Origin of the sequence: Granulicella sp. 5B5 (assembly GCF_014083945.1) — a bacterium.
Taxonomy (GTDB): Bacteria; Acidobacteriota; Terriglobia; order Terriglobales; family Acidobacteriaceae; genus Granulicella.
In genome coordinates, this window is the sequence record NZ_CP046444.1 from 26,876 (window position 1) to 40,762 (window position 13,887).

The window sequence follows — 13,887 nt, forward strand, 5'->3', positions numbered from 1 at the left end:
ATTCTTATCATCCCCGAAGGGAATCTGCTTTGTTGTTGCCGTTGCTTGTTTTCCTCTGCGACCTTTGCGGAGCTTTTACTTTGCGCCCTCTGCGTGAAAGCTTTTGCTTTTGCTTTTGCCTTTGCTGTTGCTTTGAAACACCCCTGCAACTTTGCTATACTGATCAGGTTGCAACGGCGAGCCAGCCGTCTCATGGCGTTATGGTGTAACTGGTTAACACGTCGCCCTCTCAAGGCGAAGAGTCCGGGTTCGAGCCCCGGTAACGCTACCAAATCCCTTACATTCAAAACTTCTTGTATCTGCGGCTACTATGCCGTTTAGCAACCACGCATCTTGACGCAGGCGATACACTGAATTCAGTCGAGAAACCTACACCGCCTTCTGGACTCTGACTCCTCAGAGAGGGAGATCAGACCTACACAAGTCCACCCCTAACCCCAATCCGCTCCGGATTTTAGATCAAAAAGTACCCAGGGGGAGGGGTGGGGGTCCTGATCATCCTTAGCCCTAGAAGTGTCGCAACGTCTCGCTCGATTGTCCTTGCGGCGGAGCCGCCCCCAAAGGCCCACGCTCCGGCCGCTCCGCGCTCCGCTCCAGCGACCGTGTCACCAGGTCTCGAGACCCCAGCCCCACAGCCAGCGACAGCGTCAGCACAATCCCGCCAAACAGGATTCCGAACGCCAACTCAATGATCGTCCCACCGACCTGCAGATGGTCCAGGGCCATCGCCGCCGTCAACACCAGCACCAGCCACTTCACACCCATCGAAAGGAACCGAGCATACTGCAGCTGGTTGTTCACCGCGCCGATCAGCACCGTCCGCGCTAGGAACCGGGCAATCAGGTTCCCAAACAGCACCAGCAGCACCGCTCCAACCGTCCGCGATACATACGGCAGCAGCGACGCCGATAGCACGCTCCCGCCGGCATACGAGGCGTCGAGCGACATGATCCCGATCACCACGCCCAGCACCACGCAGCTCCAGAACACCACCCGCCCCGCCAGGGCAGTCGGGCTGTGCGACGGCGACCAGTCTGCAATCCCGCTCGTGCTTTTGTACGTCATCCGCTCGTCGAACTTGGCCCAGGTCAGCACGCGCCGCAGCATCCAGCTCAGCAGAACGCCGATAAAGGCCATCACCACAAACGCCAGGATGAACGCCAGCAATCCGGGCAGAATACTGATCAGCAGCGACGTCACCCGCAGCACTGACTGGTGCAGCGCGTCTGACATGTGGTGCCACATCGGCACGTTCGGCGGGTTCAGCGGCTGAGAATACGGGTTCATCTGCAGGGGTACTTGCATGGAGCTCCTCCTTGCTACGGCGTGCGGCTACGGGTTGAAGCGGTCCGGCCACCGCCATCGGGAAACTAGATAAGGCTTCTCCGCCTCGAACGCGGCCGCCACGGACTCGATATGCCGTTCGAACGCCCGAGTCTCCGCCGTCTGCACCAGGTGTGAAGCGACCCACGCCAGATACAGCGGCGTCAGCGCCCCCAGTAGATGGCCGCGGTTCATCGTGCGCAACCGGTACGCCAGCAGGAAGTCGTACACAATCCTCGCCCACAGCGCATCGGCCATCACAAAACTCTCCGCTGGCACAGCGGAAAGCCGCTTCAATCCCAGCAGTGACTGCGGCGGCAACACCAGCGACCATATCTCCGCCAGGTTGCCATACGCCATCCGAAACCCTTCCACCATGGAGCGGATCTCATCCGCCGGCGTCTCCACACCCGCATCGGTAGGCTCGCTCACAGGCCGCATCCGAGCCACGCGCGCTCTCTGCCAGAACGCAGCCTTGGCATCTACGTCGGCAAACAGGGAACCGGTCACCTGTGCCAGTACACTGTTCAGGTCCTGCCCGCTGGGTGGCGGAAGCTCCCGCGTCCCAACGTCGACCTCCGCAATGCTGAACCCCGCCACCGTCGCCTCAGCGACAGCCCACACCAACCCCTCACCATAGTTGGGCCCGCTCAGCCTCTGGGCTGCAGCGCCCAGCCGGGCCCCCATCCGTGCCGAAAAGCAAAGATCAATCGCCAGCGGAAACCTCGGCACCGCACCAAACAACGCACGCGAGATCGGATAAAGAATCGCCGAGTTCACCAGTCCTGCACGCGCCGGCAGCGCATACCGTGGCAACACCAGGTCGCACCGCTCCTGCGTCGCCGACCGGATCATCCTCTGAAGTGCTTCCGGCTCCAGCGACTGCGCCTCTGCACCAAGAAGCAGCACAGTCTCCGCCTTGCACTCCTGCGCCAGTTCATAAGCGTTTAGGTAGTCAGCGGCAGTCAGGGTCCACTCCGTGGCCGCTGTAGCCGCAGGTTTGTACTGAATGATATGGAACGGAGTACTAGGGAGGGTTCCGTCTCCAGCCTCAGGCAGTGCTACGGTCACACTGCTGCCGGCCAGCACCTCATGCAGCCGCCGCAGAAATGGCTCCAGCGCCTCAGGAGCCATCGAGTGCACGCAGAGCAGCACCTCGGTATCTGTACGAGTGGTCTGCTCAATCTCGAAATTTGCGCTCTTCGCCATCGTCTCTCTATATATCCACTGTCGCTACACTTCAAAGACGTTCATGCGCCTATCCGTAGCGCAAGTATCCCTGCCAGCGGCACTCGTACCCATGCAGGCCGGTTATTCAATTCATACGTCAGTTCGTAAAACGCCTTCTCCATCATGTATCCCTGCAGCAATGCATCTGCCTGCGCGCCCTCCGGCAGCAGATCACCTCGAACGGCAACAGCCGTGCGATAACTTTTCAGAAATGCATTCGAAACAGTGTTGATCCAAAGCTGGGCCCACGGCTGTAGGTTACGCTCTCGATCAGGATAGCGCTGGGCATACTGGTCCAACGCAGACCACGCTGCATACGAGAAGCTGCGCAGCATACCAGCCACATCCTTTAGCGGGCTCTGCTTCCTGCGCCGCTCCTCCAGGGGACGCGCCGGTTCGCCTTCGAAGTCAATAAGCATAAAGTCGTTTCTTGTACGCAACACCTGCCCCAGATGATAATCGCCATGAATCCGTATCCGCTTTCCCGATGGCTCTATCTTGCGAAGGCCACCAACATAGGTAAGCAACTCGAGCCGGCGGCTCAGCACCGCGGCCGCATCATCGGCCGCGGGCTCCGACAGGCTGTGCAGGTTGCGCCGCAGTGTTCCTAGCCCAGCAGCAATCTGCCTCTCAGCTCGCTCTGCATCCAATTCAAGATCGTCAGTCGTAATGGGCTCTTCCTTGAACCGCACATCGTCAGTATCACTTGCAAGCGCGAGATGTAGTTCTCCCGTTCGCCGGCCAAGGTGTCCAGCTGCATCAAGATAGAGCGTGTCTCTCTCCCACAGGTCTTTCGGGACCTTCCCCTCAGTGAGGAACGATACAGGGGACCCTGCTTCTTCCGGCGCCGGACACCCGGCAAGCGACTCATAAAAGCGTGCCAGGTCATTCATCGTCCACAGCCAACCGTCCCCTTCATGAGGAACAAGTTCTTGCAGCATCGCAAGCGATGTTGCAGCCTCATCACCACCGCCCTGCGTTTCCAGCCTGATCTCTCCAAGCATCGGTGGAACCGCCTTGAAGTGCGCAACCTCAGTCAGAAATCGTCCAACCTCGATGTCCGGATTAATGCCAGGTTGCAAACGGCGAAATAGCTTGAGGATCATCTTGTCCGCATACAGAATGCTCGTATTGGACTGCTCCGCCGTGCCGACCCTCGACTGCATCGGCGCATCTAGATGAACCGTCTTCAACATCTGCGAGCCATCTCCACGTAGCACAGACGCAGCTTGTCCATGGTCCGCCGGTGACTCTCCAATCTGCTTCAACGGAAGCCCTTGGTTCGATTCGATGAGACTCAGCAGAGCATTGCGAAAGCCTTCATGCTCCTTCGCATCATGCAGTATCGCAGGGCCGTTCGGGGTCATCAGCGTCACGATGACACTCTGCGGATGGGCCTCGGTAATTTCCTCCATATCGCGCCCGAGGCTCATTGCAACAGGCAGCTGATATCTCTCGTTGGAACTATCAACATAGTGCACATCCACGATCAGAACTGAGGCTCCAGCCATTCCAGCGTCCGCTGCGGTGCGCCAATCGGGCCCCGTTTTCTTCGCGCCGTCACTTTGGTCACCTAGGATCGCGGCACTCAGTATTTGAACGCGCTCAACCTGCCTGCTCTTGGAGCCAAACCATCGCTGGTTCGGCAGCCACTTCGGCAATTCAGCCTCGAGCAACGCAGCTCCTTCTGCAGTGGCAAAGTATTCCCAACCCTTGGCAAAAGCTTCGCGTGTGATGCGTGGCATCTCTTCTGAATTCTTTGCTGGTAGACCGCCATCCTCCAGAGAAGTATGCGGCGAGGGCTGAAGTTCAAACCAGAGAAACGAGTACGGCGCCACTGTTAATGGATACGGCGCGGTCGTGATCGTCGGGAACGTGACATAGCCAAGCATCTCGACGGGAACCGCACCCGCATACTCTTTCATATCGAGCGATACGGGCTGCGCGAACCGAGAAAGGTTCGCAACGCACAGAACAGTCTCCGCACTCCCATCTTCACGTTCCAGCTTGCGCAGGTATGCAAGGATCGTCCTGTTCTCCGGGTTGAGAAACTCAAGTGTCCCTCGCCCGAACACCTGGAACAATTTGCGGAGCGCAATCATATTGCGGGTCCAGTGCAGCAAAGAGGACTGATCGCTCAACTGCGCTTCCACATTCACAACCTGATATCCGTAGATAGGGTCCATGATCACAGGGAAATACAACCTCGCCGGATCGCAACGGGAGAACCCGGCGTTACGGTCGGAGTTCCACTGCATCGGCGTGCGGACACCATTCCGGTCGCCGAGATAAATGTTGTCGCCCATCCCAATCTCGTCGCCGTAGTACATAATCGGTGTCCCAGGAAAGGAAAGCAGCAGTGAATTTAAAAGCTCAATCCGCCGGCGATTGTTATCCACCAGCGGCGCCAGTCGGCGTCGGATGCCCACATTGATACGCATGCGCGGGTCGGAAGAGTAGGCCAGGTACATATAGTCGCGCTCGTCGTCCGTAACCATCTCGAGCGTAAGTTCATCATGATTGCGCAGGAACAGGCCCCACTGACAGCTATCGGGAATGGCTGGCGTTTGCGCCATGATGTCCGTGATAGGCAACCGGTCTTCTTGACGCAGAGCCATATAGATGCGCGGCATAAGGGGGAAGTGGAAGGCCATATGGCACTCATCGCCATCTCCGAAGTACGGTCTCACATCTGCCGGCCACTGGTTCGCCTCCGCCAACACAAGCCGGTTTGCATAGTCCGCATCGATGGCCGCGCGGATCTTTTTGATCGCGGAGTGTGTCTCGGGCAGATTCTCGCAGCTGGTATTGTCGCGCTCCACAAGGTACGGAATCGCGTCCATCCTCAACGCATCAACGCCCATGTCCAACCAGAACCGCATTGCGTTCAGCACTTCCTCGATGACTCTGGGATTATCGAAGTTCAGGTCAGGCTGATGAGAGAAGAACCGGTGCCAGTAGTAGGCCTGGGCGGCTTCATCCCACGTCCAGTTGCTCTTCTCGGTGTCCGTAAAAATGATGCGTGCGTCTTTATAAAGCTGGTCCGTGTTGGACCAGACATACATCTCGCGTTCAGGCGAACCAGGAGCCGACTGCCGTGCAGCTTTGAACCAGGGGTGCTGATCGCTGGTGTGGTTGATCACCAGCTCAATCATCACCTGCATATTGCGTCTGTGGGCTTCGTCGAGGAACTGTTTGAAGTCCCCGAGCGTTCCGTACGCAGGGTTAACGTCGACATAGTTCGCGATGTCGTATCCATCATCACGAAGTGGGGAAGGGAAGAAGGGCAGCAGCCACAGGCATGTCACCCCCAGGTCTTGAAGGTAATCCAGCTTCGAGATAAGCCCTTGGAAATCCCCGATCCCATCATTGTTCGAGTCGGCAAATGCCCGCACATGCAACTCATAAATGATCGCATCTTTATACCAAAGGGGGTCGCCTGCGCTGGCAAGCTTCTTCACGTTCTGCGCCTCGCTCGTCCGAATCAAAGTTCTTTCTTATTAGATATAGATGCAGATTCTGCAGATGGAGTCGTCTGCTGACGAAACGTAGAATGGGTCGAGTGCTTTTGTACGTTCTCTACAGCTCTAAGCCTCATCTGCAAAGCAAAAAGCCTAGAGATGCCCATACTTGGCAAGAGCGCTCAACAGCGGCAGTCCCCCTAATATCTCATTGCGTGCATTCGTGTCGGATTGTGCCCATGCCGCAGCCTTTGAAGCGACCTCATCTAGTAGAGACGTAGGAATCACAATGACACCATCACTGTCGCTGACGATTGCATCCCCCGGTTCGATACTCAACCACTCCGTCAAGGCCCCGCGCACGCGTACTGGAGCCTGTGAAGACGTTACACGCCATCGCCCAATGCCTTGTGCGGGTGTCCTATAACGCGAAACGACGGGCATTGCGAGGTTCTCAAGATAGCTAACGTCCCTCACACCCCCGTCGACGACCGCTCCCACACAACCCCGGGCGAACATCGAACTCGCCAGCAAATCCCCAAAGCAGCATACGCCCTCTGCATCCCCACTTGCCCACACTGCCACCACGCCCGCTGGCATATTGTCGATTGCCGCAAGCTTAGCCCTGTCCCCTCCCGTATACAGGGCTGGTTCACCACTGATTGTGTATGCAGGCCCAGCGAAGCTGCGGGCTTTCCCAACAGTGGACAGCCTGTTATCAAGGATTGGAGGGGTATGGCCGAGCGCATCGAATACGTCTGCGATCACAGTCGTTCCGATAGACGCAACAACACTATATGTCTCGTTCATCGCGATATTGACTCCGTCACGCGGGTTTAGTTGGCAGATAACGAGTCACGCAAAGAAGGTCCTCTTCCCAAGAAATCGTGACCCGGCACGGTTCGAATACATCCGTACGCGAGGTATGGTTTTCATGGAGATCAATCTGCAGGAGCCGTGAGGCTGCCCCATGATCACTGATTGTGCAGATCCAGTAATCTCCTTCATTCTCCCACGCCACGTCAAACTCGCGACCATCGTGATGTCGCTGTTCTATTCCAGAACCATCGCGCAAGTTGCATGCGATTCGTCCAGAAACGGCTGGGTCTGACATCCGTTGTTCGACGATACCCTTGAGTTCTTCACCGGTCATTTAGCGCCCCCTTGAAGGCGTCTTAGCGTACCAGATTTATATGGAAATACAACAGACAGAATTCTTAGAATCCTGAAGCAACGACCGCAGAATGTATCCACACTCTCAGCGGCTCAGGAAAAATCCCGGTCGCAACCACACCTGCAGCCAGAGCCACGACCACTGCGGTCGTGAACCATGAAACCTGAAATGACGAAGACGGCTCTTCGGGGGCGATAACGTAAACGTGCTTCAAAACCTTTAAGTAGTAGTAAAGAGATATAGTGCTCGTGCCTATGGCGAGTATCACCAGCCACAATAGTGCGGAATAGCCTTGTGGCGCTCGCATCGCTGTCATAAACACATAAAACTTAGCAAAAAATCCGGCCAGTGGCGGAATGCCCGCCTGCGATAGTAGAAAAATAAATAAACAGCCCGCTAACATGGGCGCTCGACGCGACAAGCCATCAAGGCTTGTAAATCTGTCATCGCCATAGTTTCTCTCAACAGCATCAATAACCGCGAATGTACCCAGCGTTGACAGGCTGTAGGTCAGCACATAATAGAGTAGCGCCTCCAGGCTGTCTTGCGTATGCGCAACGACAGCGATCAGCATGTAGCCCGCATGCGCTATCGCAGAGTAAGCAAGCAGGCGGCGAGCCCCCTTCTGGGCCACGGCTCCAAAGTTACCAACTAACATCGAAAGCACGGCAAGTATCGCTGCAACAGGGGCCCACCCAGCATGAAACTGCATCCAGGCTGCGCTTCCTGCAACCGAAGGAAAACAGGTGGTTAGAAGAATAAAGAGTATGAAAAAGCTGGCAACCTTCGAACTGGAGGCCACAAATCCGGCTACAGGGCTGGGGGCTCCTTCGTACACGTCAGGTGCCCAGAAGTGAAGAGGTGCCACGGCCACTTTAAAGCCAAGGCCGATCATTGTGGTGATAATGGCCACCGCGGTGATCGGTGATAATCCAACCCGTGCGATCGCGCCGCTAACTTCTGTATAGGATGTCGAAGCCGAGACCCCGTACAGGTATGTGAAGCCAAAAAGAAGCATGGCCGCCGACATTCCACCGAACAGAAAGTATTTGAGAGCAGCTTCCGATCCCGACTTCTTCCTCTTATCAAAGGCAGTCAGTGTATACAGAGATAGGCTCAGTAATTCAAGAGATACGAACGTCACGAGAAGATCTCTCGAACTGATGAGAAACATCATTCCGACCGCCGCAAGCAGTAGCAGCAGAACGTACTCTCCTACGTGCTCAGTGAAGATCGACGTCGTCGAAAGAAGTAGTGTAATGATCGCCAGTGCGAGCACCGCCTCTTGCAGGCAGGCTGTGAGCGGGTTCATAGCGAACATCCCATGCGCCAGATCTGCTGTTTGACGATCCAGTACAATTATCAAAACGGAACCAAGGCAGCCTGCCGAGGCTAGCATAGAAGCAATCTTGAACCTGAATGGAAGCGGCTTTTGTCTCAGCACTAAGTCAATTGCTAACATCAGAAAAGACGTGAGCACAACAACGACTTCAGGCAGGGCAAATCGAAGGAACTGGAGATAGGGAACTGATGTCATCGCCAGCCCCCTTGGTGTAGGCCCGCAAAAAGCGGGGAGTTGATCGAAGCTGAGATGTAGCGCAACAGCATCTTCGGGAAAAGTCCGATGGCGAGGCTGGCTGTTATCAGAATCACTGTCCCGATCCGCTCTGGTGTGCTGATCGGAGGAAGCGGTTGTTCCATGGTCTGTACTTCGTTATCGGAAAAGAACGCTTTCTGCATTGCGCACCATACATAGACAACCCCAAGAACGATGCCAACGCCCACGCAGCTAGCCATAAGTGGAGATTCTTTCCATGTGCCGATAAGAATCATCAATTCCGCAATAAATCCACTGAACCCAGGCATTCCCATGCTGGCCATGCCCGCAAGCACGAACGTGACGGTCGCGAAGGGCAGGACGCGATTGAGATGCATCTGCCCCAATTGTGATAACTCGCGTGTATGCGTACGGTCATAGAGCATCCGTCCAACTACGGCAAAGAGGAGGCCTGCGAGAACGCCGTGTGAGAGCATCTGAATAACCGCTCCAGACAGGCCGATTTGATTCAATGTCATCAGCCCCAGCAGGATGAAACCCATGTGGCTGATGCTTGAGTAACCGATGACAAACTTGAAGTCATTCTGCACCATCGCGACAAGGGCGCCATAAAGAATGCTGATGATTGCCAGTACCGCGAAAACAGTTCTCCACGAATCGAAGCCTAGGAAATGAAATCCCCAAGGCCCTAGCCCTAGCGGGAAGAGCGTCATAGCCACTCGCAGACATCCATAGGCGCCGAGTTTCATGACAACTCCTGCCAGCAACATGGAGGCAGCAGTGGGCGCTGCAACATGTCCCGTAGGTGCCCAGCTATGGAATGGCCACATACCCGCTAGGATCGCGAATCCCGTGAATACAAGCGGAAAAGCCCACATCTGAAAGTGCAAAGGGAATGGATACGCTGCCAGGGTGCCAAGGTTCATCCCTTTTCCCCCGGCGACCACATAAGCTGCGATTAACCCAGTCAAAACCATGGCGCTACCGACAAAAGAGTAGATGGCAAGTTTCATCGCCCCGTATTCACGACGTGTCGATCCCCAGATCGCGATAAGGAAATACTTGGGCACAATTACGATTTCATAAAAAACAAATAACAGCAGAAGATCGTAGCTCAGAAAGACGCCATATACGGAGCCGATCAGCAGAAGATAAAAAGCAAAAAACTCCCCTTCGCGATAGCTGATATTCCATGAAAATAAAACTCCAGTAATAGCAACGATGCCAGTAAGGAGTGCCAGGCATAAAGTCATACCATCCGCCGCTAGGTGGTACGAAATACCTAGAGAAGGCATCCACGGTACAAGTGTTACAGTCGTCATCGCGCCGGTTCCGCCTCGTATAAAAGCCACGGATGACAGGACGAAAGCAGCGATCACTGTCACTAGGGCGATCGCGCGGACGAGTGATAGATGATTCTTTGGAACAGCTAATGTCGCCAAAGCACCAAGAAACGAAATGTAGATAGTCCAGGCGAGCATAATTATTTAGAAGATTTCATCGACTCAATCAGAGATGGATTTTATGTACCAGATCGACTACCGTTGTGTTAATGGACCCTAGGATTAGTTGTGGATAAAGACCAATGACAAACATCAAAGCAATTGCAGGAGCAAACATGAGTTGCTCTTTCAGCGTCAGGTCGGCGAAAGAGTCCCAGCGTTCGTTAAGCGGTCCTGTAAAGACGCGTTGAATAGTGTTGAGAATAAAAAGCGCTGTAAGCAGCAGGCCTATCACGCAAAGAGAGGCGCTCCACGTCACAAGCGGAAAACAGCCTTTGAAGATTAGAAACTCGCCGATGAAGCCGTTCAATCCTGGGAGCCCCAGTGACGAAAAAAGTGCTATTCCCATCAGGCCTGTCATTACGGGGGCAACTTTACGGAGTCCTCCAAAATCATTTAGACCTCGCATGCCGCCACTTCTTGCCTCCAGTAAAGCCACAAACCAGAAAATGGTCGCAGCCGTCAGGCCATGATTGAACATCTGTAGAAAAGTTCCATCCATTGCTGAATATCGTTGTATGAGCAGGCTCGGATCGGATGCAATATTGCGTGCCATCGCAAACACGCCCAGCAGACAGTAACCAAGATGGTTGACGGATGAATAGGCAAAAACGCGTTTGAGGTCTGATTGAGCGAGTGCGGAATAAGAAGAGAAAACTATAGTCGCCACCGTAAGCCATAGCAAAGGTGTAAGAAACTTCTGCATCTGGGGAGCAAAGATGGGTAAGAGAACTCTCAATAGCCCATAGAGACCCATCTTCGACATGGCGCCGGTTAGTAAGATTGTCGCTCCCGTGGGGGCTTCCGAATATGCGGCTGGCAACCAGGTATGAAAGGGAATTATGGGTATTTTAACAGCGAATCCAAGAAAGACCCCGACAAACAAAATCATTGGTGCACGCTGCAATAGAAGGCACGGCCAACCTCCTGCACTCAACGTTTGCAGCAATGCTCCCTGCTGCGAGATTCTTGCCAGTTCAAGGAAGTCGAAGGTGCCAGTCGCGAGATATAAGGCGATGAAAGACAGCAACATCGCTATGCTGCCCGCCACGGTGTAAATGATGAATATCGTAGCAGCGGCGCTTCTTCTAGGACCACCCCATATCTTAATCAAGAAGAATGCTGGGATGAGACTAAGTTCCCAATATGTAAACCAGTGCACGAAATTCAAGGCAGTAAAGGCGCCGAATAAACATGCTTCTAGAAAGAAAATTAAGGAGTAATAGAGTGACACACTGGACTCAATTGCCGAAGATGCAAGAATGGAGATGAGCGTGACAATCGCGGAAAGTACTAGCATGAGAATGCCAAGCCCATCGCAGCCAAGATGGTATTGAACATTGAGCCCCGGAATCCAGGACCGTTTTTCTTCGAACTGCATGCCGGCAATGCGAACGTCGAAACTATGCCATAGAAGCAACGTCATCAGTAGAATGACGAGGGAGCACGCTATTGCAAGGACGCGCGTCATCTTCCTGTTCCGTCTTTTTGTAACAAGAAGGAGAACGCCACAGCATCCCGGCACTGCGGTCAATGTGCTCAACCATGGGAAGGAATTCATAATCTCGGACTCCCCATGAGTAGAATCGCTCCAACAGCCAGTACGACTGCTAGAAACCTCAGATACGTCTGAGCACGTCCTGACTGTAAGTGGGAGAGCGTTCTAGCCCCAAGTGAAACCCCTTTACAGCCAGCGTTAAAGCCGCCGTTGATGATGTGTGTCTCAACATAGCTGTCGATGCGGCCAAGCGTGACTGTGGCAGAAGAAATAGAACGGACTACGCCACCCCAAACCCACTGATCGAGCCAGAGGCTGGCTCGTGTTAGAGCATAGGTAGGACGAACGACTGTAGCTTGATAGAATTCATTAACGAACAGAGCTTCGGTGAGAAAAGAGAATACTCTTGGCGCTGCTTTCTCAAGCGGATCAAGGGCAGCTGGGTCCACGATGGGGTATTTGCCGTACACAAACCAACCTAAAGCGAGCCCCGAAATAACAACGAGCGAGGATACGACCATGAGCGGTAACGTATCGGTCAATGCGCCATAATGTACGTGAACTGGCTTCCCATCTAGAAAAGCTTGAAACCAGGGCCATAGGGGGGTTCCGGCAAATCCTAGGAATGTCGCAAAGCAAGCTAGGACGACCAGAGGTCCAGTCATTACCGCTGGGCTCTCGTGTGGAGTATTTACATGATGAGAGCCATGTATAGCATGAGACGAATCGGCAATGGCTGTTTGACGTGATGCTCCAGCGTATACATAGTACATTTGACGGATCATATAGAAGGCTGTGAGCAGTGCGGCGGCAACTCCCATATAAAAAGGAATTCTAGTAACACTCCAAATAGAAGCGGCATGCAAGATCTCGTCCTTGCTCCAAAACCCAGCGAACAAAGGAAATCCACAAAGCGCTAGCATTCCGCACGAATATGTCACAAAGGTGACAGGCATAGCGCCGCGCAGTCCTCCCATACGACGAATGTCTTGCTCTCCACCATAGCCATGGATCACAGAGCCAGCGCCCAGGAAAAGTAATGCTTTGAAAAACGCATGCGTGATGAGATGAAACATGCCGACGGCTACCCCGCCGACGCCCAACCCCATCATCATGTAACCCAACTGGGACATCGTCGAGTACGCTAGAATTCTCTTAATATCCCATTGCGCAACCGCGACGATTGCTCCAAACAATGCGGTCACAGCACCGACCCAGGTCACTAATTGCAACGCCGCAGTGGAGCTCAGCGGCGTCATCGTTGCCGATGGAGCACTCATCAATGGGTAGATCCGTGCAATTAGAAATACACCTGCCGCGACCATCGTAGCGGCATGGATCAGGGCGCTGACCGGTGTCGGACCTTCCATCGCATCGGGTAGCCAAACGTGGAGTGGCACCTGTCCAGACTTGCCCGCCGCGCCGCAGAAGATAAGAATGCCAATCGCAGAGGAGACTGACGTGCCTAACAATGTAAGGTGTGCAGTCAATGCGCTCAGAGCAGAATGCTCAAGACAACCCGCACCACCGTCATAAAACAACAGTGTCCCCGTCTTTCCATAGAGCCACATCATTCCAAGGAAGAAGCCGAGGTCTCCAATTCGGGTTACAATAAATGCCTTTTTCGCAGCTGCGGCGGCTTTTGGGTTCGCAAACCAGAAACCAATTAGGAGATAGGATGTGAGACCGACGATTTCCCAGCACATAAATAGCGTGAGTAGGCTGTTAGAAAGGGCCACACCAAGCATTGCCCCTGCAAAGAGCGAAAGGAAGCCAAAAAAGCGCGTGAAATTTGGATCCTCAGCCATGTAGCCAATGCTATAGATAAAAATGAGAAGACCCACAAAGGTCACCATCACCAGCATAACGGCCGTCAAGGGATCAAATATCCAACCGATCCTCACCCACTCAGTGCCAAACTGAAACCAGTTGAAATTGAAGACTTGTTGCCCCCCTCCATACGGGAGGGCCGAAAGTACATGCAGAAACGCGATAAAGGCCATCACCAGCGAGATGCTCATAGCGCCGATCGCTAACCCAGCGGCAAAACGGCGATATTGCTGTTTTGTAACAGCAATCAAGCCCCCGGCCAGTAGAGGTAGTGCCGCGATGATCCATAGATAGCTTATAAGCCAACGCAT

At 54.1% G+C, this 13,887-nt stretch carries 9 protein-coding genes and 1 tRNA gene; 1 reads left to right on the forward strand and 9 read right to left on the reverse strand.

From position 1 onward, the window contains the following. The first annotated feature begins 194 nt into the window (after positions 1-194). Positions 195-271 (forward strand) — tRNA-Glu (locus GOB94_RS00085). A 236-nt stretch (positions 272-507) separates the two neighbouring features. Here GOB94_RS00085 and GOB94_RS00090 read toward each other — a convergent pair. From GOB94_RS00090 to nuoL, 9 genes are all read right to left on the reverse strand, one after another. Continuing rightward, a complete protein-coding gene (locus GOB94_RS00090; RefSeq protein ID WP_182276949.1) occupies positions 508-1,305 on the reverse strand; it encodes a hypothetical protein in 798 nt (265 codons plus the stop codon). Between the two features lie 27 nt (positions 1,306-1,332). Then, positions 1,333-2,532: a hypothetical protein gene (locus tag GOB94_RS00095; RefSeq protein ID WP_182276950.1), complete on the reverse strand. Its 1,200-nt coding sequence runs from the start codon at positions 2,530-2,532 to the stop codon at positions 1,333-1,335. A 41-nt stretch (positions 2,533-2,573) separates the two neighbouring features. Further along, a complete protein-coding gene (gene treS / locus GOB94_RS00100; protein ID WP_182276951.1) occupies positions 2,574-6,014 on the reverse strand; it encodes a maltose alpha-D-glucosyltransferase in 3,441 nt (1,146 codons plus the stop codon). Between the two features lie 153 nt (positions 6,015-6,167). Next, the gene (locus GOB94_RS00105; protein WP_182276952.1) at positions 6,168-6,824 is read right to left on the reverse strand and encodes an RraA family protein; all 657 of its coding nucleotides are present in this window, start codon (positions 6,822-6,824) and stop codon (positions 6,168-6,170) included. A gap of 16 nt (positions 6,825-6,840) precedes the next feature. After that, positions 6,841-7,167 carry a hypothetical protein gene (locus GOB94_RS16655; protein WP_220464966.1) on the reverse strand — a complete coding sequence of 109 codons (327 nt, stop codon included), beginning with the start codon at positions 7,165-7,167 and terminating at the stop codon, positions 6,841-6,843. A 64-nt stretch (positions 7,168-7,231) separates the two neighbouring features. Then, positions 7,232-8,725, reverse strand: a complete 1,494-nt coding sequence (locus GOB94_RS00110) for an NADH-quinone oxidoreductase subunit N (RefSeq protein WP_182276953.1) — start codon at positions 8,723-8,725, stop codon at positions 7,232-7,234. Next, on the reverse strand, positions 8,722-10,227 hold the full coding sequence (locus GOB94_RS00115; protein ID WP_182276954.1) for an NADH-quinone oxidoreductase subunit M: 1,506 nt from the start codon (positions 10,225-10,227) through the stop codon (positions 8,722-8,724). The genes GOB94_RS00110 and GOB94_RS00115 overlap by 4 nt, the downstream gene beginning before the upstream one ends. Before the next feature lie 28 nt (positions 10,228-10,255). Continuing rightward, positions 10,256-11,809, reverse strand: a complete 1,554-nt coding sequence (locus tag GOB94_RS00120) for an NADH-quinone oxidoreductase subunit M (protein ID WP_182276955.1) — start codon at positions 11,807-11,809, stop codon at positions 10,256-10,258. After that, a complete protein-coding gene (nuoL, locus tag GOB94_RS00125) occupies positions 11,806-13,827 on the reverse strand; it encodes an NADH-quinone oxidoreductase subunit L (RefSeq protein ID WP_255484106.1) in 2,022 nt (673 codons plus the stop codon). Before nuoL ends, GOB94_RS00120 begins: the two co-directional genes overlap by 4 nt. Positions 13,828-13,887 lie beyond the last annotated feature (60 nt).